The organism is Paenarthrobacter sp. NPDC089307 (assembly GCF_040685055.1).
In the GTDB taxonomy this organism is placed as follows: Bacteria; Actinomycetota; Actinomycetes; order Actinomycetales; family Micrococcaceae; genus Arthrobacter.
Map to the genome: position 1 here is coordinate 193,986 of NZ_JBFBHE010000006.1, position 25,323 is coordinate 219,308.

At 63.5% G+C, this 25,323-nt stretch carries 27 protein-coding genes; 13 read left to right on the forward strand and 14 right to left on the reverse strand.

Translation table 11 applies throughout. The features are described from left to right. Nucleotides 1–194 precede the first annotated feature (194 nt). The 4 genes from AB0N72_RS16265 to AB0N72_RS16280 all read left to right on the forward strand — a co-directional run bounded on the left by AB0N72_RS16265 (nucleotide 195) and on the right by AB0N72_RS16280 (nucleotide 2,256). Nucleotides 195–776: a DUF1349 domain-containing protein gene (locus AB0N72_RS16265; protein WP_363933003.1), complete on the forward strand. Its 582-nt coding sequence runs from the start codon at nucleotides 195–197 to the stop codon at nucleotides 774–776. A gap of 166 nt (nucleotides 777–942) precedes the next feature. Next, nucleotides 943–1,404 carry a hypothetical protein gene (locus tag AB0N72_RS16270; protein WP_363933000.1) on the forward strand — a complete coding sequence of 154 codons (462 nt, stop codon included), beginning with the start codon at nucleotides 943–945 and terminating at the stop codon, nucleotides 1,402–1,404. A 77-nt stretch (nucleotides 1,405–1,481) separates the two neighbouring features. Continuing rightward, a complete protein-coding gene (locus AB0N72_RS16275) occupies nucleotides 1,482–1,952 on the forward strand; it encodes a MarR family transcriptional regulator (protein ID WP_363932997.1) in 471 nt (156 codons plus the stop codon). A gap of 4 nt (nucleotides 1,953–1,956) precedes the next feature. Further along, nucleotides 1,957–2,256, forward strand: a complete 300-nt coding sequence (locus AB0N72_RS16280; protein ID WP_363932994.1) for a hypothetical protein — start codon at nucleotides 1,957–1,959, stop codon at nucleotides 2,254–2,256. Nucleotides 2,257–2,313: 57 nt separating this feature from the next. On the opposite strand, the gene AB0N72_RS16285 is transcribed toward AB0N72_RS16280, so the two are convergent. From AB0N72_RS16285 to AB0N72_RS16295, 3 genes are read right to left on the reverse strand one after another with little or no spacing between them, the layout of a single operon-like run. Continuing rightward, a complete protein-coding gene (locus AB0N72_RS16285) occupies nucleotides 2,314–3,777 on the reverse strand; it encodes a protein adenylyltransferase SelO (RefSeq protein ID WP_363932991.1) in 1,464 nt (487 codons plus the stop codon). Beyond that, nucleotides 3,770–3,976: a hypothetical protein gene (locus tag AB0N72_RS16290; protein WP_363932988.1), complete on the reverse strand. Its 207-nt coding sequence runs from the start codon at nucleotides 3,974–3,976 to the stop codon at nucleotides 3,770–3,772. The genes AB0N72_RS16285 and AB0N72_RS16290 overlap by 8 nt, the downstream gene beginning before the upstream one ends. A 31-nt stretch (nucleotides 3,977–4,007) precedes the next feature. After that, a complete protein-coding gene (locus tag AB0N72_RS16295) occupies nucleotides 4,008–5,033 on the reverse strand; it encodes a hypothetical protein (RefSeq protein ID WP_363932986.1) in 1,026 nt (341 codons plus the stop codon). A 325-nt stretch (nucleotides 5,034–5,358) separates the two neighbouring features. Between AB0N72_RS16295 and AB0N72_RS16300 the strand changes: the two genes are divergently transcribed. Further along, nucleotides 5,359–5,541, forward strand: coding sequence for a hypothetical protein (locus AB0N72_RS16300; RefSeq protein ID WP_363932984.1), 183 nt, complete (start codon nucleotides 5,359–5,361; stop codon nucleotides 5,539–5,541). Nucleotides 5,542–5,586: 45 nt separating this feature from the next. Here the strand turns inward: AB0N72_RS16300 and AB0N72_RS16305 are convergent, their stop codons facing one another. The 3 genes from AB0N72_RS16305 to AB0N72_RS16315 form a co-directional block, all read right to left on the reverse strand. Beyond that, nucleotides 5,587–6,960, reverse strand: a complete 1,374-nt coding sequence (locus tag AB0N72_RS16305) for an FAD-dependent oxidoreductase (RefSeq protein ID WP_363932982.1) — start codon at nucleotides 6,958–6,960, stop codon at nucleotides 5,587–5,589. Between the two features lie 56 nt (nucleotides 6,961–7,016). Then, the gene (locus tag AB0N72_RS16310) at nucleotides 7,017–7,439 is read right to left on the reverse strand and encodes an arsenate reductase ArsC (RefSeq protein WP_363932979.1); all 423 of its coding nucleotides are present in this window, start codon (nucleotides 7,437–7,439) and stop codon (nucleotides 7,017–7,019) included. Between the two features lie 133 nt (nucleotides 7,440–7,572). After that, nucleotides 7,573–8,247: a helix-turn-helix domain-containing protein gene (locus AB0N72_RS16315; protein ID WP_363932976.1), complete on the reverse strand. Its 675-nt coding sequence runs from the start codon at nucleotides 8,245–8,247 to the stop codon at nucleotides 7,573–7,575. A gap of 45 nt (nucleotides 8,248–8,292) precedes the next feature. Between AB0N72_RS16315 and AB0N72_RS16320 the strand changes: the two genes are divergently transcribed. Genes AB0N72_RS16320 through AB0N72_RS16330 form a run of 3 tightly spaced genes read left to right on the forward strand, consistent with a single transcriptional unit; the run spans nucleotide 8,293 to nucleotide 9,939 of the window. Continuing rightward, the gene (locus AB0N72_RS16320) at nucleotides 8,293–9,027 is read left to right on the forward strand and encodes an MIP/aquaporin family protein (RefSeq protein WP_363932974.1); all 735 of its coding nucleotides are present in this window, start codon (nucleotides 8,293–8,295) and stop codon (nucleotides 9,025–9,027) included. 46 nt (nucleotides 9,028–9,073) lie between these two features. Continuing rightward, entirely contained in the window at nucleotides 9,074–9,424 is a 351-nt protein-coding gene (locus AB0N72_RS16325) for a metalloregulator ArsR/SmtB family transcription factor (RefSeq protein WP_363932973.1), read from the forward strand. Nucleotides 9,425–9,453: 29 nt separating this feature from the next. Beyond that, complete coding sequence (locus tag AB0N72_RS16330) at nucleotides 9,454–9,939, forward strand: N-acetyltransferase family protein (protein WP_363933307.1); 486 nt, start codon at nucleotides 9,454–9,456, stop codon at nucleotides 9,937–9,939. A 27-nt stretch (nucleotides 9,940–9,966) separates the two neighbouring features. Here AB0N72_RS16330 and AB0N72_RS16335 read toward each other — a convergent pair whose 3' ends face one another. After that, a complete protein-coding gene (locus AB0N72_RS16335; RefSeq protein WP_363932971.1) occupies nucleotides 9,967–10,848 on the reverse strand; it encodes a helix-turn-helix transcriptional regulator in 882 nt (293 codons plus the stop codon). A gap of 92 nt (nucleotides 10,849–10,940) precedes the next feature. Here AB0N72_RS16335 and AB0N72_RS16340 point away from each other — a divergent pair, with 92 nt between their 5' ends. Beyond that, nucleotides 10,941–11,837, forward strand: a complete 897-nt coding sequence (locus tag AB0N72_RS16340; protein WP_363932969.1) for an aldo/keto reductase — start codon at nucleotides 10,941–10,943, stop codon at nucleotides 11,835–11,837. A gap of 360 nt (nucleotides 11,838–12,197) precedes the next feature. Next, nucleotides 12,198–13,754 (forward strand): PQQ-binding-like beta-propeller repeat protein, encoded by a 1,557-nt coding sequence (locus AB0N72_RS16345; protein ID WP_363932967.1) that lies wholly within the window; start codon nucleotides 12,198–12,200, stop codon nucleotides 13,752–13,754. On the opposite strand, the gene AB0N72_RS16350 is transcribed toward AB0N72_RS16345, so the two are convergent. Genes AB0N72_RS16350 through paaA form a run of 6 tightly spaced genes read right to left on the reverse strand, consistent with a single transcriptional unit; the run spans nucleotide 13,751 to nucleotide 18,655 of the window. Then, on the reverse strand, nucleotides 13,751–14,530 hold the full coding sequence (locus AB0N72_RS16350; RefSeq protein WP_363932965.1) for an enoyl-CoA hydratase-related protein: 780 nt from the start codon (nucleotides 14,528–14,530) through the stop codon (nucleotides 13,751–13,753). The genes AB0N72_RS16345 and AB0N72_RS16350 overlap by 4 nt on opposite strands. 8 nt (nucleotides 14,531–14,538) lie before the next feature. After that, entirely contained in the window at nucleotides 14,539–15,744 is a 1,206-nt protein-coding gene (gene paaE, locus AB0N72_RS16355; protein WP_363932962.1) for a 1,2-phenylacetyl-CoA epoxidase subunit PaaE, read from the reverse strand. Between the two features lie 10 nt (nucleotides 15,745–15,754). Then, complete coding sequence (gene paaD, locus AB0N72_RS16360; protein WP_363933306.1) at nucleotides 15,755–16,303, reverse strand: 1,2-phenylacetyl-CoA epoxidase subunit PaaD; 549 nt, start codon at nucleotides 16,301–16,303, stop codon at nucleotides 15,755–15,757. Nucleotides 16,304–16,320: 17 nt separating this feature from the next. Then, on the reverse strand, nucleotides 16,321–17,238 hold the full coding sequence (gene paaC, locus AB0N72_RS16365) for a 1,2-phenylacetyl-CoA epoxidase subunit PaaC (protein ID WP_363932960.1): 918 nt from the start codon (nucleotides 17,236–17,238) through the stop codon (nucleotides 16,321–16,323). After that, complete coding sequence (paaB, locus tag AB0N72_RS16370) at nucleotides 17,235–17,660, reverse strand: 1,2-phenylacetyl-CoA epoxidase subunit PaaB (protein ID WP_363932958.1); 426 nt, start codon at nucleotides 17,658–17,660, stop codon at nucleotides 17,235–17,237. Before paaB ends, paaC begins: the two co-directional genes overlap by 4 nt. Continuing rightward, on the reverse strand, nucleotides 17,660–18,655 hold the full coding sequence (paaA, locus tag AB0N72_RS16375) for a 1,2-phenylacetyl-CoA epoxidase subunit PaaA (protein ID WP_363932957.1): 996 nt from the start codon (nucleotides 18,653–18,655) through the stop codon (nucleotides 17,660–17,662). The genes paaB and paaA overlap by 1 nt, the downstream gene beginning before the upstream one ends. Before the next feature lie 201 nt (nucleotides 18,656–18,856). Here paaA and AB0N72_RS16380 point away from each other — a divergent pair, with 201 nt between their 5' ends. Then, complete coding sequence (locus tag AB0N72_RS16380; RefSeq protein ID WP_363932954.1) at nucleotides 18,857–19,453, forward strand: low molecular weight phosphatase family protein; 597 nt, start codon at nucleotides 18,857–18,859, stop codon at nucleotides 19,451–19,453. Between the two features lie 10 nt (nucleotides 19,454–19,463). Here AB0N72_RS16380 and AB0N72_RS16385 read toward each other — a convergent pair whose 3' ends face one another. After that, nucleotides 19,464–20,468 (reverse strand): LysM domain-containing protein, encoded by a 1,005-nt coding sequence (locus AB0N72_RS16385; RefSeq protein ID WP_363932953.1) that lies wholly within the window; start codon nucleotides 20,466–20,468, stop codon nucleotides 19,464–19,466. Between the two features lie 435 nt (nucleotides 20,469–20,903). On the opposite strand from AB0N72_RS16385, the gene AB0N72_RS16390 reads away from it, so the two are divergent. Both AB0N72_RS16390 and AB0N72_RS16395 read left to right on the forward strand, forming a co-directional pair. Further along, the gene (locus AB0N72_RS16390) at nucleotides 20,904–24,356 is read left to right on the forward strand and encodes a response regulator (protein ID WP_363932951.1); all 3,453 of its coding nucleotides are present in this window, start codon (nucleotides 20,904–20,906) and stop codon (nucleotides 24,354–24,356) included. Then, nucleotides 24,353–25,264: a diguanylate cyclase gene (locus AB0N72_RS16395; RefSeq protein WP_363932949.1), complete on the forward strand. Its 912-nt coding sequence runs from the start codon at nucleotides 24,353–24,355 to the stop codon at nucleotides 25,262–25,264. The genes AB0N72_RS16390 and AB0N72_RS16395 overlap by 4 nt, the downstream gene beginning before the upstream one ends. Nucleotides 25,265–25,323: the final 59 nt, after the last annotated feature.

The following is a 25,323-nucleotide window of genomic DNA, read 5'->3' on the forward strand; positions in this document are numbered from 1 at the left end:
TCCCAAGTTTTCCTCGCCCGTTGCGTACAAGCGCTGGAATCAGTAAAGGCCAATTATCTGCCGAGCACACCCGTAATCTGTACTCACCTTTTGCCTATAACAACGAACGCGCTACCTGCTCGGTTTCCGCGTAATTGGCACAAGCGTGCCATGTGCCAGAGTGGAGTCATTGTTCGCGAAAATCAAGGAGCACTGTGAGTACGGAAATCCCGTGGAACCGCGGCGAGTGGACCAACCAGCCAGCCGCCGTCGTCGAGCATGAAACCGACCTCCTGGTGACCGCCGCCGAGAACAGCGACGCCTGGCGCGTCACCTCCTACGGGTTCGTCCACGAGACCGAACACGCGCTGCTTGCCCCGTTTCCGCAGGACAGCGCCATGGAGGTCGAATTCACCGCCGCGTTTTCGCAGCAGTTCGACCAAGCGGGGATCTTCGTCCGCGTCAGCGCCGAGCATTGGGTCAAGGCCGGCGTGGAATACGCCGACGGCGCCGCTCAACTGGGCGCGGTTGTCACCGACCGGTTCTCGGACTGGTCCTTGGCACCTGTCCCCGAATGGAACGGAGGCCGCGTCCGCCTGCGGATCAGTCGCTCGGGCGACGCATTGACCATCCGCGCTGCTGCGGGCGAGGCCCCGCTGCAACTGGTGCGAGTGGTCCCATTCGCGCCGGAGCTGACCGCATTCGCAGGGCCGTTCACCTGCGCTCCCACCCGAGCCGGCCTGACGGTTCCGTTCCACTCATGGCGGTCCACTCCCCCGGACCGACAGCTCCACTGATGCTCAGCTTGCGGGGTGGTCACTTCATGAGATTATGGAATCTTCCGCAGCTTGCCATCGACGGCGGCTGCGGCCTCAGTTAGCTCCATACCAGTCCTATGGGGGGCACATCACGGTGGAAGAAACTGCAAGTCTTTGGCGTACTGACCCTTCGACCTTCCGCGACGTGGTTATCAACCGCGGCGCGTTGGAAGCTGCCCTGGCCGGTGAGTGTCCGCCCGTGGAGCGCATCAGGTACCTTGCCTTGCTTCGCCGGGACTCCCAGGCACTGGACGAAGGCTTCAAGCTGCTGCCCGACTCGCCCGACCGCCGCGAACTGTTACTGATCCTGGCCCAGGTCTATCAACGGCAGTACCGCTGGCACGACGCCGCCGTCCTTCACGAAAAAGCCCTCCGAACCGCCCGCTCCCCTGAAGAGGAAGCCTACGTCCGCCACCACATTGGCCGGAGGTTGTTCGATGAAGCCCGGTTCCGCTCTGCCGCCGACGAATTCCAGTGGGCTGCGGACCTCTACCGCGTGGCGGGCCAATCCGAACCAGCCGAAGAAAACCGCCAAGCCATGCGCCGGGCCCTTCAAGTGCACAGCGCTGAGCGCAACGGTGGCCGGCCGGCCTACGAGCTCTCCTGAGCCTTTGCACAACTGAACCACAAGACCTCCGCCTGAGGCTGATGTAGCCTAGTAAGCAAGCTGACTACTTTGTAAGCATGCTGACTATTTTCAAGGCAGGGGGTGCCTGGATGCCTGACATGGACCACTGGCCAACCAGCCGGTTGCTGTCCACGGCGGCGAGGCTGGTGGAACTGGCGTGGAACGAGAAACTGCGCCCACTGGGACTGACCTACCCGGCGGTTCTTACGTTGGACGCAGTTGCCTCGGCGGGACCGATAACGCCTGGCCAACTCGCCCAGAGCGTCCGGGTGCAAGCCCAGACCATGGGGCCACTCTTGAACAGGCTCGAAGCCAGAGGCTTCATCACGCGCGAACCGAACCGCTTCGACCGGCGCAGCCAATTGGTGTCGATCACCCCTCTGGGCCGGGACCTGCTGGAACAGTCCCAAGGCCAGGAAAACAGCGTGCTCTCAACTGTCGACCTGGACTCCGAAGGCCTGCGTGACGAGCTCATGGCAATCGTTCGGGACACCACCCTCCGCCAGCCCCCGCGCACGCTCACATAGACGGATGCCACTTATCAAGGCAGTATGGAGTTATCCGCTGATGAAGTCCGGCGTCATCAGGAGACATCTCTCCAAACCCCGGGCCCGCGACACTTTGGAAGCCCGGACAAGCAAAAAGGGCATCATGAGCGAACTTCGCATTGGCGACAACCTTCCCGTAGACCTGTTGAGCTTCAGGGCATCAGAGTGCCTTGTATCCACTGGCCCTCCTGAATCAGAAGACGTATGCGTCCTGGACGCAGGCCACACCGGCGACCACCTGGCTGCCGGTGCAGACATGGTGGTTCGGGCTGTCTGGAGCTAGACAGAACCGATAGCAAGTAAAGGCAAGCGACTCCGTCCCGGGTCGCTTGCCTTTCGCTTATGTGCCGCAGAACGTCCGGTAGGGGCCGAAGCTATCCGGTGCCGGCTCGGCAAACTTTTCCATGCCGGGACGTTCCACAAAGGGCTCACTGACCGCTTCCAGCAGCCGCTCAGCCGGGCCCATATCCCCGCTGGTTGCCGCCGCGAGGGCCTCTTCCACCAAATGGTTCCGCGGAATATATGCCGGATTGACCCGGTCCATGGCGTCAGCGTCCGGTGCAGCTGCCTTCCAACGCTCCAGCCAGTCATCGAACGCTGCCAGGTCAAGAACCGCACCGCGCGCGGGATCGACGTCGCCGCGGGCCGCCTTGCTGAGGTTGCGGAAAAACGAGGTGTAATCCGCGCGCGCCTCCTGGACCAGCCCAAGGAGGTCATCCACCAAAGGCGACGAAACGGCGTCGTCAATGTCCTGAGGCAGCCCAAGCTTGGCCAGCATGCCGCCGAACCACGCAGCGCTGTACTGCTGCCGGAAGCCACCTAGCGCCTCTACCGCGAGCGCGACTCCTTGCTCCTCATCCTCGTGGATCAGGGGCACCAGCGACTCAGCGAAGCGGGCCAGGTTCCACTCGGCCACCACCGGCTGGTTGCGGTACGCGTAGCGGCCTTGCTCATCGATGGAGCTGTACACCGCGCCGGGATCGAAACCGTCCATGAAGGCGCACGGGCCGTAGTCTATGGTTTCGCCGGAGACCGTCATGTTGTCCGTGTTCATGACGCCGTGGACGAAACCCACCAGCATCCACTGCGCTACAAGGCGCGCCTGGACCGCTATGACGCCCTTGAGGAGGGCGAGGTAGCGGTTCGCTTCACCGTCCGACGCCGGGTGGTGGCGTTCGATCGCATGGTCAGCAAGGCGGCGCAAAAGTTCCATGTCATCGCTGGCCCTGGCGTATTGGAAACTGCCAACCCGCAAGTGGCTGCTCGCCACGCGGGTCAGGACCGCCCCCGGAAGCATCGTCTCACGCTGAACCGAGCGCCCAGTGGCCACCACTGCCAGTGACCTGGTGGTGGGAATGTGCAGGGCGTGCATCGACTCGCTGACGATGTACTCCCGAAGCATGGGACCAACAACGGCCTGCCCGTCACCATTGCGGGCAAACGGCGTCCGGCCGGAACCCTTCAGGTGGATGTCGCGGAGCTTCCCGTCCTCGTCGGCAACCTCGCCCAAAAGCAGGGCGCGCCCATCCCCCAACCGCGGCGAATACCAACCAAACTGGTGCCCCGCATAGCCCTGGGCAACAGGGGTGGCATCCTCCGGGAGCGCGTTGCCGATCAGCAACCGCACGCCCTCCGGGCTTTGGAGGAAACCAGGATCAAAACCAAGCTCGACGGCGAGTGGCCGGTTCAGCACCAAAAGCTGCGGATCCGGAGCCTCCTCCGCACGCCACGGAACAGCCAACTCGGGGAACTCCCGGGCGAATTTTCCTTCGAAGGCAATGGTGGACGGGGCGATGTCACTCATTGATTAAGGATAGTGCCGTTTCTGATCGGGCGGTCCTGGCGGTTGCCCTCGCCGTGCGTTTGAATGCCCGCACGGCGAGGACGACCACAAACAAAGCTGTCCCCATGGCCACGGCTGAAGCGGCGAGAACCATCACGCCGATGAGGTGAACGAGCAGTACCCCGAAGATCACTACAGAGTGGGCGTCGATAAGGTCCATGGTTCATTTCTTGTGTTTGGAGTGGAAGTTGTCACGGAGCGGCGGTTGGGGCTGGAGCTGCCGGTCCGGGGCCAACAAGCTGTTCCCTCAACCGGACAGGGATGCCATTTGTGGCGAACTGGTGGTCCATGGCCTCCTGCACCGTGGCATATCTCCCGTCCGGGACGTCAAAGGCGAGGAATTCCCAGCTATGGACGCTGGTCCAGGGTTGCGCGAAGTCACTCAAGTACCGGCCGTTGCTTTGGAGTCGGGCCAGGCTGTAATAAACGTTGCCGCCGTCGAGGCGGGCGGCTCTGATCCCCTCATCTGAGATGGCGTAGGCAAGCCAGCCTTCAGCGCAGCCAAGAACCGTGTAGTACTGCTGCTGCTCGGCGGGGATGGGCGCGATCGCCCGGATCTGGTCGTGGCGTTGGATATCGATGTTGGCCGGGGTGCATGCGCCGGGGTCGGAAGGCGCTGGAGCTGCGGGTCCGGTCCCGACAAGTTGCTCCCTCAGCCGGACAGGGATTCCCTTGGTGGCGAACTCGTGGTCCATGGCTTCCTGGGCTGTGGCGTACTGACCGTTTTGAACGGCGAACGTCTGGAACTCCCAGTTGTAGACGTCGGAGTAGAGCTGTGTGAAGTCGGTTAGGTACCGCCCGTTGCTTTGGAGTGTGGCGATGTTGTACCAGGCGTTGCCGCCGTCCAGGCCTATGGCTTTGATCCCTTCGTCTGAGATGGAGTACGCGAGCCAGCCTTCTGCGCAGCCAAGAACCGTGTAGTACTGCTCCTCATTGCTCGGGATGGGTTTGATCGCCCGGACCGTGTCGTCGCGTTTGATGTCGATGTTGGCCGGGGTGCATTCGCCAGCAGCGGGGCCTACAGGCGCGGTGGTTTGCGGCGGGGCGGCCGGCGGAATGGTTGTCTCTTGCTCGGACGGTGCAGCCGAGGTCACCGGGACGATGACCGGGGAGGGCGCCTCCCACAGGATCGGATCTTCCGCTTCGTCAATCCCGCTGGGTTCAGGCGATGGCAGTATCTGTTCAACAACCGCGGCGGGAGCCTGGGTAGTAGCCACCGGCCCCACTGATACTCCCCGAGCAGGTGTTGTACTAGCCTGCGGGTTTGCAGGAATGCAGGCGGTAAGTGTCAGTACCAGCGCAAGAGAAGCGATAGTGGCTGGCCTGGCATAGCAGGATCGACGGCACTTCATAAGTCTGGGTCCTTCCCCCGTGGAGCGACTGAGTAGAACGGCCTACTCAAACATCTTGTTTCCGGGGAGGGACGAATAATTACACGTACATCAAAAGTATTTTTACACGCGGTCCCACGGCCCAAACCCAAGACCAATGCCGGCGTGATTAGCAGGTCCCAGCGGTAAAATTGGACTCAGAGGTATGGCGATGTCTCTGGCATTGGTTGTTGTGTTGGTCCTCCTGGGACTGGCTTCCTTGGCCGCCGCTATAGGTGCAGCGGTCCTGGTGATCCGCGACGGCCGGGGACACATCCCGCTGGAACCGCCAACCCGCCCGTGGACCGCCGGACACCTTCCAAGCCGCCCTTACGCCACACTTGATCGAGTATGACCCAGCCACCCTCTTCCGGTGACGCTGCCGCCGTCGGACTGACGCTTATCCGCGGCCGTGGGCCAACCCGGTCGGGAAGCCGACAAAAGCCGGCTCCGACGCGGCACAGCAACCGCCCTGGGCCTCGGGCTCCTGCGTTGTGACTGCAGCGGGGACGTCGCAGCTGGTGCCGGCGTCCGCGGAGCAGACCCCGGTTTCGGGCAGTTCGAGGTGGACGGCGTCCGCGGCCTGCTGGTCACCGGCGAGGGCGGCGGCAACGGAGCGGACCTGTTCGTAGCCGGTAGCGAGCAGGAAGGTCGGGGCGCGGCCGTAGGACTTCATCCCGACAATGTAGAAGTCCTTTTCCGGGTGGGCGAGCAGTTTCGCGCCGTGCGGCGGGACGGTGCCACAGGAGTGGAACTCTGGATCGATCAGTGGACCCAGCTCAGTAGGCGCTTCCACAGCCGGATCGAGGTTCAGGCGCAGTTCCCGCAGGACATCCAGGTCCGGACGGAACCCGGTGCACGGCACGATGACGTCGGCATACACGGTCCGCCCGTCCACAGCTTCGACCGATACGCTGGAGTCCATGGACTTCATGGCCGCGATGCCAAAGCCGGTGTGCAGCTCGATGGTTCCGGCTTCGACCAAGCGGCGGAGCCGGGATCCGAGCTGGCCGCGGGCTGGCAGCCCGTCGGCGTCGCCGCCACCATAAACCTTCTCCGCGGACGCCCCACGGACGGCCCACAAGATGGTGGTTGCTGGTTCTTCCTTTGCGAGGTGGGCGAGGTTGATCAGGGTGTTCGCGGCCGAGTGCCCCGCCCCCACGACGAGGACGCGGCGGCCGGCGAAGGCGCCACGGTCCCTTCCAACGACGTCGGGCAGCGGTGACGAGATCTTCTCCGCCGCGGCGGCCTCACCGATGGCAGGCAGGCCGGACGCGCCGAGCGGGTTGCGCGTGGACCAAGTACCGGAGGCATCGACGACGGCGACGACGGTGTGGTCGCGGACTTCTCCACCGTCGTGCTTGACCCGGACAACGAAGGGGGTGGTGTCCCGGTCCCGGACATGGGTTTTGTCCATGCCTTGGCGGGTGACGGCGATGACGCGGGCGCCGGTCTGGAGGCGGGGGGCGATCTTCGGCGTGGCAGCCAATGGGGCGAGGTAGTTGTCGATGAGTTCGCCGCCGTAGGGCAGCGCCGTGGGGCGGGGGGACTCCCACCCGGTGGGTTCGAGCAGGCGCACGGCGGCGTCGTCGAGATTGAACCGCCACGGGGAGAACAGACGGATGTGGCGCCATTGTTCAATCGCGGCACCGGCGGCGGGGCCGGCTTCGAAGATGACCGGTTCGAGTCCGCGTTCGAGCAGGTGTGCTGCTGTGGCGAGTCCGATGGGACCCGCGCCGATCACGGCGACGGGGAGGTTGGCGACTGTTTCCATGCTGTCCTCTGTTCTTGTCCGTTGGTGTAACCGTTAGTGCCCTCGGGGGCAGGCGGCTATGTGGCTGCGGGGGTCAGAGATGCGATCAGGCCTTCGATGCGCGTCTTGATCTCGTCCCGGATGGGGCGGACGGCTTCAACGCCCTGGCCTGCAGGGTCTTCCAGGACCCAGTCCTCGTAGCGCTTGCCTGGGAAATACGGGCATTCATCGCCGCAGCCCATGGTGATCACGACATCGGATTCCTTGACCGCCTCGGTGGTGAGGACCTTGGGGATTTCTGCGGACATGTCGATTCCCAGTTCAGCCATGGCCTCCACGGCAGCGGGGTTGACCTTCTCCGCAGGCTGCGAACCAGCGGAGCGGACCTCGATGGCACCTTGCGCCAAGGTGGTCAGGAATGCGGCGGCCATCTGCGACCGGCCGGCATTGTGTACGCAGACAAACAGGACGGACGGCTTCTTGGTGGTTTCGCTGGTCATGATGGTTCTCCTGGTACTGGTTGATGCGGGACAGGGTTCTGCACGGCCAACCCACCGGATAGATATTGATACTCGTCGATGTATTAGAGAGAGTATTTCGCTATACATTGACGATTGTCAATATATGCACCCGTTAAGCGGCGTGCAGCTTTGGGGCGAGGTCATTGATGCGGCGGGTGATGTCCTCATAGGTGCGCTCGAAAGCGGCAAGGGTATTGGATCGGATCGGGTCCGGAATGGACCAGTGAATGCCTGGAAGTGTCAAAAGTTCTTCATGGGCGTTGTCACAGACGGTGACAACGAAGGCGTCGTCCGTTCCGACGTCGTTGAGGTGGCGGGGAGTCAGGCCCGACAGGTCCAGCCCATGCCGGGCGGCAATGTCGACGGCGCCCGGCGCAACTTGAGCGGCGGGGTGCGTGCCTGCGGATGCAGCCGGAATGTCGCTGGCTTGGCCCCAGAGGGCTGTGGCCAGTTGGGAGCGGGCACTGTTATGGGTGCACACGAACAAAACACGACGCACCACGTGCTCGACACCCGGGGTGAGTTCCGTCAGCGACCCAGGCCTGAGACTGATGTAGCTGCGGCGCTTGTCCGCCTCCGAGCGATGCCGCAGGACGAGCCCGGCACTTTCGAGGGTGCGGAGGTGATGCGAGAGCAGATTGGAGGGGATGCCAAGCTCGGCGTGCAGTTCGCTCGGAGAGTAGTCACCCAGGGTCAGCAGATCAACGATCCGCAGCCGGACAGCGTCGGCCAGCGCAGCATGTCTCGCCAGCCGGATATCGAACCCGTCAATCTTCTCAGTATTCATTGATTCAATTTTGACTGAGCGAATTTTTCAGGTCAAGCTGTTGGCATGAACTCAGACCAACCGCCGTTATGGCGCCGGGCCTTGGCCGAACTGCTCGGCACCTGCTTGCTTGTCGCCGTCGTGGTTGGCTCCGGGATCGCCGCGCAACAGCTGTCGCCGAACGACATTGGCCTGCAGCTGCTGGAAAACAGCACCGCCACCGTGCTGGGCCTGACGGTACTGATCCTGGTGTTCGGCCCCGTCAGCGGGGCGCATTTCAACCCGGCGGTTTCCGCGGCGGACTGGATCCTGGGACGGCGTCATGGAAATGGATTGACCCTGCCCGAACTGGCCATCTATGTGGCGGCCCAAGTGATCGGCGCTGTAGGTGGCAGTGTTCTGGCAAACGCAATGTTCGATGTCGGAACGTCCATGTCTACCAAAAGCCGCACCACCCCCGGGCACCTGGTCGCAGAAGTCGTGGCAACGGCCGGGCTGATCCTGCTGATCTTCTCCCTCGCCCGCACCAACCGTGGCCTGCTGGCCGCCCCGGCCGTGGGGGCCTACATCGGCTCGGCGTATTGGTTCACATCGTCCACCTCTTTCGCGAATCCCGCCGTGACCATTGGCCGGATCTTCAGCCATACCTTTGCTGGCATCGACCCCGGGTCCATTCCAGGCTTCATCCTCGCCCAGGTCATCGGCGCCGCTGTTGGGCTTGGCCTATTGCTCGCTCTTTTCCCCAAAGCTGGACGAGCTGCCGATGACGTTATCGTGCCGCACCCTAACCGGGAGGCCTGACCTCCCCCGATATTGATGCTTGTCGATATTCGGGCATAATGGGGAGATGACCTCGCCGTTAATTCTCGAACCGGCCACCTCTGGCGAAAGCTGCTGCGCACCAAGCACCCAGGTTCTGGGACCCGAGGAAGCCAAACAGCGGGCTCTCGTATTCAAGGCCCTCGCCGACCCGAACCGGCTGAGGCTGCTGTCCATCGTCAAGGCCTCCCCCACAGGAGAAGCCTGCGTGTGCGATTTGCCTGGCCCGCTGGACCTGAGTCAACCGACTGTTTCCCACCACCTCAAGGTCCTGGTTGAGGCCGGTCTGCTGCACCGCGAAAAACGCGGAACCTGGGCCTACTTTTCCCTCGCCCCGGGCGCCCTCACCGACGTCGCGGCCAGTTTGGAAAGCCTGTGAGAACAGAGGCCGTCGGCACGGTGCGGTCCATGGAGGAAAGGGATTGGCCGGCCGTCCAGGCAATCTACGCCGAAGGCATAGAAACGGGTCAGGCGACCTTTGAGGCGCAAGCCCCGGATTGGGAATCTTTCACATCCAGCCGCCTGCCCACGCACCGGCTGGTCGCAACAGGACCCAAGGGCGACGTCCTTGGGTGGGCGGCCGTATCCGCCGTTTCTGCACGGCCGGTCTACGCCGGCGTGGTGGAACACTCCGTCTATGTCACCGCCCGGGCGCGCGGGCTGGGCTTTGGGTCCATTCTGCTGAAAGCCCTTATTGACTCAACCGAGCGGACCGGGATTTGGACTATTCAGTCCAGCGTCTTCCCCGAGAACGTTCCCAGCCTCAAACTCCACGAAGCCCACGGCTTCGTTGTTGTCGGCCGCCGGCAACGCATCGCGCGGATGCCACATGGCCCGCTCGCGGGGCAGTGGCGCGACACCCTACTCATCGAACGCCGGACCTCCACCATCTGACATTCGAATGCTGGTGGGCAGCAGGCCTTATTTGTCCTCGTTGATAACCGCCTTTGCGGTTTCACGCTGCGTGGCGACCCAGCTGGCAAGCACCTTCAGCGCATCCGCCGAGGGCGTAGCTTCCTCCGCAGTGTAGACGTTGATCCGCAGGCCAGGATCCGCTGCCAGTTCCAGGGCCTCGAAACTCAGGTCGAGGTCGCCCACGATCGGATGGTGCAGGCGCTTGCGTCCGGTCCGGTGGTATTTCACATCGTGCCGTGCCCACCGCGTACCGAATTCCTCGCTGCGGGTTGAAAGCTCGCCAACGAGGTCGCTGAGGTCTTTGTCGTAAGGGTTCTTCCCGGCCGCCGAGCGCAGGGCCGCCACGATGTCATCGGCGCTGCGTTCCCAATCAATGAAGAATTCGCGGGCCTTTGGATTGAGGAACGTAAACCGGGCACTGTTCGGCGGACCGGGAAGCTCAGCCATCATGTCCATGTAAAGAGCCCGGCCAAGCTCATTGGAAGCAAGGACGTCGCCTCGATCATTGCGGACCCAGGCAGGCGCCGAACTGATGGCATCGACAACGCGCTGCACACTGGGCCGCACAGTTTGGGGACTGCTCTTCCGGCGGACCCGCGGCGACGCCGCAGTGGAGCGGGCCAGGTCAAAAAGGTGGGCCGTCTCGGCGTCGTCGAGTTTCAGGGCGCGGGCAAGCGCCTCCAGGACGCTGTCCGAGGCACCGGAGAGGTTCCCGCGCTCGAGCCTGATGTAGTAGTCCACGCTCATGCCGGCGAGCATCGCCACCTCTTCCCGGCGCAGTCCCGTCACGCGGCGCCTGGCGCCATACGCGGGCAGGCCGGCCTGCTCCGGAGTGATTCTTGCCCGGCGGGAGGTCAGGAATTTCCGAACGTCGTCGCTCAGTGTCATGGCTCTACGCTACGCGCCGTCCACAGGGGGTGGGAGGCACTGGCATTACCCTGAATATGAAGAACTCCCGGAGTCCAGGCAATTGCGGTTCCATGGGAAGCATGAATAACGAACTTACTCTCAACAACGGCGTAACGATGCCCGCTCTCGGCCTGGGCGTCTTCCAAAGTCCACCCGAACAGACAACCGCGTCTGTGGAGGCCGCACTGGCCACGGGCTACCGGCACATCGACACCGCCGCCGCGTACGGCAACGAGCGGGAGGTCGGTGAAGGCATACGCAACAGCGGCCTGGACCGGTCGGAGGTGTTCATCGAAACCAAAGTGTGGGTCAGCGACTACGGCTACGACCAGACGCTGCACGCATGGGAAAAAGCGACAGCGAAACTGGGCGTGGAATACCTGGACCTGCTCATCCTGCACCAGCCCGCTCCGGACCGCTTCGACAAGGTGATCGCCGCGTACAAGGCACTGGAAAGCCTGCTCGCCGACGGAAAAGTGCGTGCCATCGGCGTCAGCAACTTCATGCCACACCACTTGAAGCAACTCCTCGCCGCAACCGACATCGTCCCCGCGCTCAACCAAGTGGAACTACACCCATACTTCACCCAAAAGAACGTCCAGGAAGCAGACGCCGAGCACGGCATCCTCACCCAGGCGTGGTCACCGATCGGTGGCATCACCTTCTACCCCGGCTGGGGCGAAGAGCGCCGCAACGTCATGGAAGACCCCACCATTGCCGAAATTGCGCGGAAAGTGGGCAAGACCCCGGCCCAGGTCATGCTTCGCTGGCACTTGCAGCAAGGCCGTTCTGCCATCCCGAAGTCGACCAACCCAGCGCGTATCACTGAGAACTTCAACGTCTTCGATTTCGAACTCAGCGCCGACGAACTCGCCGCGCTGGATGCGCTGGATACCGGTGTTCGCAACGGGCCGGACCCGGACGTAGCCCGGGAGGAACGCTTCGCCATGGTCATCCCCGAAGCCTAAGTCGGCGAAACCAGGCCCGTCCCCTGATACGCCGCCGCCAAATAGAACCCAGAAATTGCGACACGTTCACGGGGGTCCCCGCACTACTTTGATGTGAGGCTGTCCGGTGGGGGACGGAGGACGGCCGCAGTCGGAAGGCTGGAGCCTTGCTGACCAATCACGGAGCGCACCGCCCGGCCTTTGGACGACGAAGCCAGCGGCGCCTTGGCTGCTTTCCCCCTTCCCCGGCAGCAGCCAGTGTGGCCGGCCTGACGAAAGAAGCCCTCAGGTCCGGCCACACACCCAGGGGATGTGACTTGACGGCAGGGGCTGTAGGCTCTATGTGAGCCACGTCTCGATGGCCTTTTTTCTGGGGGAACTTTGACTCATTCTCGACCCGCGATGCTCCGCGCCCACCTCACCTCGTGGGGACTCGGCGCGTTGGCAATCAGCACAGCCGTCCTGCTTTCCGCGTGCACCCTGCTTCCCCTGCCCCGTCCTGCGGCATCCCCGCCGGCCTCACCACCCGCCTCCGCGGAGGTAAAGGACCGCAACAAGGAAACAGCGACGGCGGACTGGGAAGTTGCGCTCGATCCCCTCGGTCAGCCGGTGGTGGCCGACGGCGTGGCCTTGGTTTACACAAAGGGCAGTACGGGCGTTGAGGCCCACGCCTTGTCCGTCGCCGACGGCAAAGAGTTGTGGAAGCAGCCGGTGCATCCGGGAGAGTACTTGCCCGGGATTCCCTTGGAACCCGTTGTTACCAAGACATACACGGGCAGGAACGTCGCAATATTCCTCCAGGCGGCGACTCCACCTGCCGATAATGACGGCTTTGAGTGGTGGACTGCCCCGGTGGCTTTTGACCTGGCAACAGGCAAGGAACTCTACCGCGGCAAGGCTGAAGTGGTGACCACACGGCCTTTCGCCTGCGACGGAGTGGAGGACATGTGCTTCATAGCCTTTGATAAGACCGCCGGTTCAATTGAGCACTGGGTGGATATCGAAAGCGGCGAGGAAGAGTCAGGCACGGAAATCAACCCGCTGTCCGGGTTCTTCCGGCCAGTGGGCAAAGAGTTGTACTCGGTGTTTGCCGGCGGCGTTGAAACCCTGGCCCGGGTCTCGTACGGCAAAGTTGTCTGGGCAGTAGACATAGAAGACATCTTTGGGAAGGGCGCCAACACGGACCTTGGCCGGCGCTTCACGTACTCAGAAAAACTGGATCTCTATGTGGGCTCGGTAACGGTCAATCCCACGGGTGTTGAGCCCGGAAAATTCACCGAACAAAACATGAAGATGAATCTGCGCGAGACAACCAAAACAGTTGGTTTCCGGGCTTCCAGCGCCCGCGTCCTCTGGACCTCGGACGGCTCCCAAATTGAGTGTTCCCAAACGATGGGTACTCAGGCCTCAAAGATGGAGGGCGGCGATGCATTCCCCGTTCGCTGTGAGTACACGGACGGCTTCATCGAATTTCCCTCCGGGACGTACCGGGGTGGACAGTCAAAGGTGGTTGGCTACGATCCCCTCACCGGGAAAGCCGCATGGGAGAGCAAACCGGTAGAAGTGCACAGCTGGGGCGTCAACGGCCTCATAATGTCAGCCAACCACGGTGAGTTTGCCATCACCGGTACTTACTACCAGTCCAACCTGTTGGACACACGCACCGGCAAGGTCCGCGGTACCAGCTTCGAGGACGCTTTCGTCTGCTTGGAGCCAACAACGTACTTGTTGCCCCTGAACAAGTCGGAGAAAGAGGGCAGCGCCGACGGCACCGCCGCTGGGTCATACATCGCTTTCCCATGCCTCAAGAGTGGCTCCCCCGCACCGGCCTTTACCTACGGCGCCCTGACGGATGTGACCACCACGGATCGGGACATGGCTGTGATCTCCCTGGAAGGAAAAGTGGCCGGGTACAAGCTCCTGAAGGAGTTCGTCTAACCCTTGAAAACCGGTGCTCGCTTCTCCTGGAATGCTCGGAAACCTTCGGCGTAGTCGTCGGTCTTGCAGAGGCGTGCCTGCTCGGCGTTCTCCTCCACCATGGAGTCCCATAGGCCCAGGCGCTGATCGCGGATGTGGGCCACGAGATCCTTGGATGCAACAAAGGCCTGGGTGGCGCCGGCAGCAACGCGCGAAACAATCGCCCGCGTTTCATCCAGCAAGACATCCGCAGGCATCGCACGGCTGAACATCCCCTGCGCCACGGCTTCGGCCCCGGAGATGAGATCGGCCGTGTAGATAAGGTCCAAGGTCCGGTGCATGCCCAAACGCTCGGTAAAGTACCAGTGCCCGCCGGAATCGAGGGTGGCCCCGAGCTTCGCAAAGGGTGAGCCGAACTTGGCGTTCTCCGCCACGTAAACCACGTCCGTTGCCAGCAGCAATCCAAGCCCAACCCCGAGACAAGCACCATGCGCGGCAGCGAACGTCGGGGCCGGGAACGCAGCCATCTTCTTCAGCAGCGGCTCCACGAGTCCACCGAGATAGGCCTGGGCATCATCGGTTTCAGGGGTCACTGCAGCGATGTCGCGGCCGGCGCAGAAGGCGCGTCCCTCTCCGCGAAGGAGCAGCGCCCGCACCTCGCCACGCGAGGCAGCGGCAGCAGCGTCGTCGTACGCCTTATCCAGTTCTGCCAGCGCGTCCTCGTTGAGCGAGTTCAGCTTTTCCGGGGCGTTCAGGACAATTTCGGCAATGCCGTTGGCAATGGAGAGCTCGATCATGGGACTCCTTAGACGTCGAAGTCGACGGTAACTTCTTCGCTGGTGGGGTGGGACTGGCAGGTGAGGACGTAGCCCTTGTCGAGTTCCTCTTGTTCCAGGGCGTAGTTCTCATCCATGGTCACCGTACCTGTGACCAGCTTGGCGCGGCAGGTGCCGCATACGCCGCCGGCGCAGGCGAACGGAACGTCCGGACGGACACGCAGAGCGGCGTTGAGGATGGATTCACGGGCGTGGGTGGGACTGGCGACATCGCCGGTCAGGCCATCGAGTGTGAACGTGATCTTGTAGGTGTCCTGCGACTCGTCCTCCACAACGGGACGGCCGGCATTGCCCTCGGGACGGTCCGGACGGCCGGTGGTAAACAGCTCGAAGCGCACATGCTCCGGCTCCACACCGCGGGCGGCCAACGTGTCGCGGCACAACTGGACCAGCTCGAACGGGCCACACAGGAACCACTCATCCACATCCTCGGCGTGAATGGCTGAAGACAACAGTGCCTGCAGCTTCTCCGAGTCGATGCGGCCAGTCATCAGCGGGGCGATCCGCTGCTCGCGGGACAGGACATGGTGCAGCGCAAGGCGGGTGGGGTACTTGTCCTTCAGGTCCGCCAGCTCCTCCAGGAACATGACGTCCATGGCGGCTTTGTTGGCGTACACCAGGTCAAAGGTGGTCTCCGGATTGGCGGCGAGGAGCGTGCGCGCAATCGCGATCACCGGAGTGATGCCCGAGCCCGCGGCGATGGCCACAAAGTTGCCCGGCTCCCCCGCCAGTTCCTCGGGGTGGTTCATGGAATTCATGACGTTGTGCTGGACGGGCGAACCGTCCTTGCCGTGCCGGGAAATGAAGGCACCCTGCGGGCTCATGACATCCAGGACGTCCCCGGCCTTCAGTTCAGCATTGGCCCAGGTAGAGAACAACCCGCCCAAGTCCTTCTTGATGGCCACGCGGATCTCGCTGCTGCCGTCCTCGAAGGTGCGCGGCTCTGCGCAGATCGAGTAGCTGCGGCGGACCTCATGCGGCTCACCGGACTCGTCCGGCAACGTGGTCCGCAAGGCCACGTACTGCCCGGGCAGGTAGTCATACTGGCCTGCCAGCTCCGCCGGGACACCGAACGTGACCTCAATGGCATCGTCCGTGAGGCGTCGGACTTCCGCGACGGTCAGGTTGTGGAAAGACGCACGACGGCGGCTGGCCGTCTGTGTTTCGGTGGTCATGGCTGCTTCCTTAGAGGACTTTGAAGTAGTCGAACGGTTCCTTGCAGTCCTGGCAGACAAACAATGCCTTGCAGGATGTGGAACCAAAGCGGGTGAGTTCCTTGGTGTTGAGCGAGGAACACTGCGGGCATTTCACGGCCAGGCTTAGGCGGACAGGGCCCGAGTGGCCACCGGCGGCAGCCCTGCCGCTCGGCGGAGCAATCCCGTACTCCTCCAACTTGGCCTTGCCGGATTCAGTGATCCAGTCAGTGGTCCACGCCGGGGACAGCACCAGGTTGATGTCGACGCTGGCGTAGCCCTGGTTCTTGAAAGCTGTGCGCAGGTCATCACCAATGGCATCCATCGCCGGGCAGCCCGAGTACGTGGGCGTGATGGTGACCTCGACGGCGGTAGCCGCCGGGCCGCCGTCGTGCCCGTCTTCCGAAGCGGCTGCTTCAGGCGACGCGACAACGCGCACGCCGCGCAGAATCCCCAGGTCCTCGATGGTGAGCACCGGAATTTCGGGGTCGCAGACCGTGGAAGCGATGTCCCACGCCTGCTGTTCGGCTTTGCTCAGCATTTCCGTTGCCACGGTGGTCACCAGCTCGCGCCGGGGTGCTCGCGGGCCAGGACCTGCATTTCGGCGAGGATGTAGCCCATGTGCTCGGAGTGCTTGCCGCGCCGGCCGCCGCCGGGCGCCTGCGGAACGCCGGGAATTGCGAGCTCGGCCTCGGCCATGATTTCTCCGGTGAGACGGTCGAAGGACTCGCGGAGGGTGGACGGCTGCACGGTAACACCGGCATCGGCCAGCCGCGTGGTGAGTTCGTCGTCCTCGAAGAGTTCGTCCACATAGGGCCACACCAGCTTGAAGCCCTGGATGATGCGGGCACGGGACTCATCCGTGCCGCCAGCGAGGCGCAGCACCCACTGGGCGCTGTGATCGCGGTGGTAGTCGACTTCCTTCACGGCCTTCGCGGAGATGGCTGCGATGGTGGCATCCGTGGACGCGGTCAGCGCTGTGTAGAGCTCGAACTGGTAGAAGCTCACAATGAACTGCCGGGCGATGGTCACCGCGAAGTCCCCGTTGGGCTGCTCAAACAGGTGCGCCGAACGGAACTCGTGCTCGCGGCGGAAGTAGGCGAGATCGTCCTCGGACTTCCCCCACGCCGCACCGGCGTAGGTCAGGAAAGAGCGTGCGTGGCCCAGTTGGTCCAAGGCAATGTTGCCCAGGGCGATGTCTTCCTCAAGCTCGGGGGCACGGGAAATCCAGTGGCCCAGGCGCTGGGCGAGGATCAGGCCGTCGTCGCCAAGGCGCAGCGCGAACTCTGCCACGTCCTCGCTGGGCTTGACCTGTCCCCGGCTGATTTCCAGCGCAATGTCTTCAGGACGCAGGGCGTTGCCCGGCGTGATGCGGGTGGCACTGGCCGAACCGTCGCCGGACGCGCCTGCTCCGTGCACGCCTACGGAAATATCGCCGTGGCCCTCGATGGCGAAGTCGGTGTCTTTGGTAGTCACAGGTGCTTCACGCCTTCGCTCTTGGTGTAGTACGTGGCGTGGCGGTAATCCTTGCCCTGCGGGGACTCGAAGAAGGAGCCCTTGGAGTCGGGATCGCTGGAGGAGATCGCCTCGGCCGGCACAACCCAGATGGACACGCCCTCGTTGCGGCGGGTGTAGAGGTCACGGGCATTCCGGAGGGCCATGGCCGCGTCCGGTGCGTGCAAGGAACCTGCATGGACGTGGGACAGGCCGCGGCTGGAGCGCACGAAGACCTCCCAGAGGGACCATGGGTGTTCTTCCTTGGCGCCAGCCGGGGTGACGGACGCAGCCGAGGCGGGTGCCGCCGTCGTGCTTGCTGCGGTTGCCGCGACCTTGGGGGCTTCGCGCTTGATCTCGCTGGCGGCGCTTGCCGGTTCTTCCGGGTTACCGTGGGGAGCCATTATGCTGCGTTCACTTTCTCTGCTTGCTTGCGGGCGTACGCCACAGCGGCTTCCCGAACCCAGGCACCGTTTTCGTGTGCCTCGCGGCGGCGCTCGATGCGCTGCGAGTTGCAGGGACCGCGGCCGGCCAGGACTTCCTTGAACTCGTTCCAGTCCAGGGGTCCGTGTTCCCACTTCTTGGTTTCTTCGTTGAAACGGATGTCGTTGTCGGGGAGGGTCAGGCCGAGGACCTTCACCTGTTCCACCATCATGCCCACGAACCGGCTGCGGAGCTCGTCGTTGCTGAACCGCTTGATGTTCCAGGCCATGGACTGCTTTGAGTTGGGTGAATCGTCATCCGGCGGACCGAACATCATCAGCGACGGCGCGTACCAACGGTTCACTGCGTCCTGGGCCATCTGCTTCTGGGCAGGCGTGCCGTTGGAGAGCTCCAGCAGGATCTCGAAACCCTGGCGCTGGTGGAACGATTCTTCCTTGCAGATGCGCACCATTGCGCGGCCGTAAGGGCCATACGAGGCACGGCACAGCGGCACCTGGTTGCAGATGGCGGCACCATCAACAAGCCAACCGATGGCCCCCATGTCTGCCCAGGAAAGTGTGGGGTAGTTGAAGATGGACGAGTACCGCGCCTTGCCGGCGATGAGGTCTTCCATCATCTGGTCCCTGCTCTGCCCCAGCGTCTCTGCTGCGGAGTACAGGTACAAGCCGTGGCCTGCCTCGTCCTGGACTTTTGCCATGAGGATGGACTTGCGCTTCAGGCTCGGAGCGCGCGTGATCCAGTTGGCTTCCGGCTGCATGCCGATGATTTCCGAGTGTGCGTGCTGCGAGATCTGGCGCAGCAGGGTCTTGCGGTAAGCCGCCGGCATCCAGTCGCGCGGTTCGATGCGCGAGTCCTCCGAAATGATGCGATCAAAATACGCCTGACCGGCCGCCTCCCGCTCCTGCTCTTCCGGGGACAGCTCAGCGGGCACTGACTGCAGATTCTGCGATGCCATGGTTGCTCCTAATAAATTACCGACCGTTCGTTCAGAATATGCGGAGCGGGTGATTGCAGTCAAGCGTTCGGTAGAGGGTGGCGCGGGTGGTTTGTGACGCCGCAGTCGGCCTGGCGTTGTTGACAAGGCTGCTGAGAATCCTCGTGTTAACTTGGGGTGGGGCCTCAACCGCCCCACGCCAACGCAAGAAAAGAGCCCCACGTGCAATCGCCCCAGCCCTTCCGAATCCTCACCGTCTGCACCGGAAACATCTGCCGCTCCCCCGTGGCCGAACGGCTGCTCCAGGCCGGGCTCAACCAGGTAAGCCCCGGATCATTCGAGGTTCGCAGCGCCGGCACCCGGGCTATGGTTGGCGAACCCATCCAGCCACTTTCCGCCAAGATCATCAGCACCTTCCACGGGACCCCGGACAACTTTGCCGCCCGGCAGCTGAACCAGAAGATCCTCCGCGAAACCGACCTGGTACTGGCCATGACCTCCAAGCACCGCGGCGAAGTACTCCAACAGGATGCCTCCTTGCTGAAGCGCACGTTCACCGTCCGGGAATTCGCCCGCATGCTTGCTGTTCTGGAAACGCGCGACGACGGTCCCGCCACCGGGGACATCGTTGAGTTCTGGCGCGCCCTCCCCGCCCGGGCAGCCTCGGTCCGGCACCTGGCACTGCCGTCCGATCCTGCAGACAACGACGTGGTAGACCCCTACCGACGAGCGGAAGAGGTCTACCACCAGATGGAGGATGAGTTGGCCCCGGCCATCCTTGGTATCCTCCGGTTTGCGCGCCTTACGGCGCCGGCCTAGTTATCAGTCACTAGTTAAGGGCGATCACCAGCATCTGGTTGGTGCCCGGGATGCAGGTCTGCAGGACCACTGCGGGGAAGCCGCCGAACACTGCTGCCACATCGTTGGTGGTTCCGGGGTTGGGCACCTGGCCCCTGCCCGTCGCGGTGAACGTTCCATACCCCGGAATGGAAACCGTCTCTCCTACACCGATCCCGGAGAAACGGGCCCAGCCTCCGCAGAAGTCATGCTCGGTGATGAACACGGCGTAAGCGTTGGTTGGCGTGTAATTGATCGGCCCGATGCAGGCATCCACCAAAGCCTGGCCGCCGGCACCGGCTACGTAAATGGTGCGGACAGCGGGGGCAGGAGCGGGAGCAGGCGCGGGTGCCGGTGCCGCGACAACGGCTGGTGCAGCTGCGGCCTGGGCTTGGGCAACCGGAGCCTGCGCCGCGACTGGAGGAGCCACCGGAGCAACCGGCGGGCCCGTAAGCTTGAGGACCTGCCCTGGCACGATCACCGAATAAGCACTCAAGCCGTTTGCCGCCAACATGGCGTTGACGTCCACACCAAACCTGGCGGCGATGGTGCCAACGGTGTCACCGGATACCACGGTGTAGAGATTGGGATCCCCTGCAGGAGCAGCCGGAGCTGCGGGAGCGGCAGGCTCCGGCTCAGCGACGACGGCTGGAGCTGCTGGTGCGGGGTCTGCTGCCGCCGGCACGTCCGCAGCGGGAGCGGCAGCCGGAGCCGCTTGGGCTGCCGTGTCCTGCGCCGGCGCGGCTGAAGGAGCATCAGCTGCCGGTACTGAGGGCACGGCCTCCGGCGCAGCCGCTTGTTCATTCGATACTGATTGCTGCTCACTGCCGGCCGGGTGGGTCGCCCAATTGACCACCCCGAAAAGTACGGGAATCAGTGCCAGCAATGCGAGCACGGCACCGGCAATCATGAGCTTCGATTTACTGAAAGACGATTGCCGGACAACGCCATTGTTCTTGTTGAGGGACGTTTGGAAATCTACATCGTTCATGTTCATGGGAACCCCGGACTCCATGGCTTGGACCGCGCGTGGGAGCCGTTGTGGCCCTGGTGCATAAAGCGCAGCTATGTATTGGGAGGAGCACCGCCGCACAAGGGCGGGGTGCGATCCACCGCTGAGCCGGAGGAACGGAATTGCAATAAAACCCCTGCGACTTCAAATATAGGAATTGGGTATTGCCCGCTGCACGAGTAGGAGCTACTCGACTTTCCCCGCAGCCTGGTCATGGAGCTGTCAGGTATTACGCAGATTCCGGAAATGGACTACTTGGCAGTACTCAGATACCAGTTGGCGGGAGTACGTATAGTCATGCGCGCTTCACAGGACATTTATTGTGCCCTGAATGGGTGTTTTCAGCGTATGCTCTCCTCAGCGCAGCTAAGACGGCGTTGTTCGCTTTTGGGTGGGGCCACTTTCGAAGGCAGGGGTTCAGTGGCGGGAGTGAAGCACGAGGTTCTGTCCCAGCGCTCGTGGTCAGGACGCGGTTTACCGCTTTTCCTGATTGCTGTCGGCTTTTGCGCAGTGCTGCTGGCCGTTGGACTTGTCAGCGGAAACGGTACGCCCACTGCCCAGCTTGCAGGTGACCTGGCCATCCTCACAGCCGTCCTGACGGCACTGGCCACCCACACCCGTGCGGCCCTCAAACATCGGGACAACTCCGCCGGCCGATGGTTCGTCGTAGCGGGCCTGGCGCTTTGGTCTGCCGGACAGGCCATCTGGACCTTCAACGGCATCACACTGGATCACAACTACCCATTTCCGTCGTTCGCCGACGTCGGTTTTGTTTGGTACGCGCTGCCGGCCTCCATCGGCTTGGTGCTGCTTTTGCGCGGGCAGCGGCTTCGCCTGCCGCTGCGCCGCGCCATCCTTGACGCTGGCGTCGTAGCAAGTTCCATGTTCTTCATTGCGTGGAGCTCGTTGCTGGGTCCGCTTGCCAGTGCCAGCAACGGCGATTTGTTTGCCCGCATGACGCAGATGGCCTACCCGATCGCGGACGTCTTCATGGTCTCCGTGATCATTGTCCTGACCATGCGCGCCGCCCGCGGCCGCAGGCTGCCGTGGCTCAGCCTGGCGATCGGATTCTGGGTCCTCGCCATTACGGACCTTATCTATGTGCGCCTCATCCTGGAAGGCATCAGCGGCGTCACGGGATCTCCTTTGGCCGTGGGCTGGGTGCTCGCATTCCTGCTGGTGGCGCTGAGCCCGTTGATTCCGGAAACAGGCAGTGCCCGCAAGGATGGCCGCGGCTACGCAGCAGCGCTTGAACTGCTCCCGTACCTCCCTGTCTTCAGTGCCGTGTTCTTCTCCCGCACCGGGCCCATCGGAGCCGACCGCGTCCTGCTGGTGACCGGGCTCGTGGTCCTGGGGTTCGTCGTCGTGCGCCAGGTGCTGATCGTCGTCGAAAACGTGACCCTGACCCGCGACCTCGAATCGAAGGTGGCCGAGCGCACCGCCGAACTGGAAGGGCTGGGAGCGATCGTCAATTCCTCCGGCGACGCCATTGTTGGCGAAACCCTGGACGGCGTCATCACCAGTTGGAACCCCGGAGCGGAGAAGATCTTCGGGTACCCGGCGGCCGAGGTGATCGGCAGGAAAGGCGACTTCTTCATCCCGGCGGGCGTGCGGGAGACAGAACGCCAGGCACTGGAAACCACAGCCCGGACCGGGGAAGTGCAGAACTACGAAACCCAGCGCCAACGCGGCGACGGCGCCACCATCCCCGTATCCGTCACCCTGTCCCCCGTCCGGAGCGGGACCGGGATTCGCGGTGTGGCCTTCATTTCGCGTGACATCACTGAACGCAAGGCCGCCGAATCGGAGCTTCTTGCCGCCAGGGAAGCCGCGCTGGAAGCAAGCAGGCTCAAATCGGAATTCCTGGCCACCATGAGCCACGAAATCCGGACTCCCCTCAACGCCGTGATCGGCCTGACCTCGCTGATGATGGACACGCCCCTCAGCGAGGGGCAACGGCAATACGCCCAAGGTGTGAAGGGAGCCGGCGAAGTCCTCCTCACCCTGATCAACGACATCCTGGACTTCTCCAAACTGGAGGCCGGGAAAGTGGACCTGGAGGTCAACGCCTTCGATCCCCGGGCACTCGTGGAAGAAGTAGCCGGACTGGTTGCAGAAGCCGCGCAGGGCAAGAACCTGGAACTCATTTCCTACTGCCACCCCGATGTCCCCGGACGCCTTATGGGAGACGCCGGCCGCATCCGGCAGATCCTGGTGAATCTCTCCTCCAACGCCGTGAAGTTCACGCCGTCGGGAGAAGTGGAAATCAAAGTCTCCGTGCTGGCCTTCGACGCCGACAACGCCTCGCTTCGCTTTGAAGTACGGGACACAGGAATCGGCATCAGCCCCGAAGACCATCACCGCCTCTTTGATTCCTTCGCCCAGGCAGATGCCTCCACCACGCGCCGCTACGGCGGCACAGGGCTGGGCTTGGCCATATCCCGGAGGCTCACCGAAGCCATGGGTGGCCACATCGGCCTGGACAGCGAGCCGGGTAAGGGGAGCAGGTTCTGGTTTGAACTGGAGCTGCCCATCGGCCCGGCTTCGGACACGCTCACCTTGCCCGCCACCCTCGCCGGCCGCAGGGTGCTGGTGGTGGATGACAACGCCACGAACCGCCTGGTGCTCGAATCCCAACTGGACAGCTGGGGCATGACGCCCGTGGCCGTTGCTGATGCATCTTCAGCCATGGCGGAATACCGCAACGCGATCCAGCAAGGTCACCCCTATGACATCGCCGTGGTGGACATGTGCATGCCCGACACCGACGGCTTGGAACTCGCACGCCAAATCAACAGTGAAAGCCGTATTCCCGGAACGCCTGGGATCATCCTGCTGACTTCCACCATGCTGGTGGAAAAAGTGGATCTGGCCGAAGCCGGGATCCGCGAGTACCTCACAAAGCCTGTCCGCAGTTCCGAGTTCTACAACCGGCTTCTTCGCCTCATGGCCACCAGGACCACGGGCGCCCCGCCGGCACCTTCGCCTGCCCTCCCGTCCCCGGAACCGGCCGCGCGACTGGGCAGGTTGCTGGTGGCAGAGGACAACGAAGTCAACCAACTTGTTGCCCGCGGCATGGCCAACCGGCTCGGCTATGGCGTGGACATTGTCGAGGACGGCGCCCAGGCCGTCACGGCTGCCCTGTCCGGAAACTATGCGGCCGTGCTCATGGACTGCCACATGCCTGTCATGGACGGTTTCGACGCCACCCGCGCCATCCGTGCCCGCAACGGACACTCCGCCCGGATACCCATCATCGCCATGACAGCCGGGGCCCTGAACGAGGACCGCGAGCGCTGCTTCGCGGCCGGCATGGACGACTACATCAGCAAGCCAGTGGACCTCGCAACGCTGGGCACAGTCTTGGCGCGCTGGGTCCCGACGGTGGAAGACACGACGACGGCGGGAGGCGCCGCCGGGTCGGCGCTGCCTGCTGCGCCTCCCGCAGCCGGGGCCGCGCTGCCGGCAGCCGGGGCCGCGCTGCCGGCGGAAGCACCGGCGTCGGACGCTGCGGTCCTCGACGACGCCCGGCTGCAGATCCTGCGCGAACTTGGACCCGATGACGGCGTGGGCTTGCTCCCGGCCGCCATCGAAGCTTTCCGGCACGACGCCACAGGCACCGTTGAGGCACTGCGCTCTGCGATCGGGGCCGGCCAGGCTCCGGCGGTGGCAGCAGCGGCGCACAAGCTGGCCGGCGCGGCAGCCAACATCGGAGCTGTCGACGCCGCTGCCCTGTGCAAAGAGTTGGAAGCGTTGGGGCGGGAGGCCGGCCCTGGCCTGGCCTCGAAAGGAACGCAGCTGCTGGGCCGGCTGACCGCAGAACTGTCAAGGGTGGACCACGCCCTTGAGCGCATCTTATTGGGGGCCCTATGAAGATCCTTATCGCGGACGATGACCAAATCTCCCGCATGATCACCAAAGCCGCGGTGGAGCAATCCGGGCATGAGTGCATCGTGGCCGTGGACGGCGACTCGGCGTGGCAGTTGTTCAAGGAGCACAGCCCCGAAGCCGTGGTGACGGACCTGATGATGCCCGGACTCAACGGGCTGGATCTTTGCCGTGCCATCCGGGCCGTGGAGGAGGACCGGTATACGTACGTGATCCTGGTGACCTCCCACGGGTCGCGGCAGGACGTCCTTGCCGGGATGGAAGCGGGAGCCGACGACTACGTCACTAAACCGTTGGACCCGTTCAGCCTGCACATCCGGCTCCTCGCCGCCCAGCGCATCACCTCGCTGCATGCGGACCTGGCCCGTTACCGTTCGGCCCTGACCGAGCAGGCACGCACGGATCCCCTGACCAAGGTGCACAACCGGCTGAAGTTGTCAGAAGACCTGGGGAAGCTCCAGGATGGAAGCCCCGGCTACTGCCTGGCCATGGTGGATGTGGACAACTTCAAGAGCTACAACGACATCTACGGCCATCAAGCGGGCGACGCGGCACTGGTAGCTATCGCAGCCACCCTGGCCAGTGAAATCCGGGCCTCGGATGCCGTGTACCGGTTCGGCGGCGAGGAATTCCTGCTGCTGCTCCGGGAGCATTCGGCAGCCACCGCTGAAACCGTCATGGAACGGGTCAGGGCGGCAGTGCACGGCTTGCGGATTGAGCACTCAGGCGACCCCGACGGTGTCCTGACCATCAGCGCCGGGATTGCAGCTTCCACCGACGGGCACCGTGCCGGAACCGGACAGCTCATGCGGGAGGCCGATCTCGCACTGTACGCCGCCAAGGCCGCGGGCAGGAACCGGGTGGCTCTTGCCAGTACGGGCAGGGCGGACTGACCTCGGGCTGTCTGACCTCGGACCGTCGGTCCGCTGCCCGATCCGCTGCCCCTTGCCGG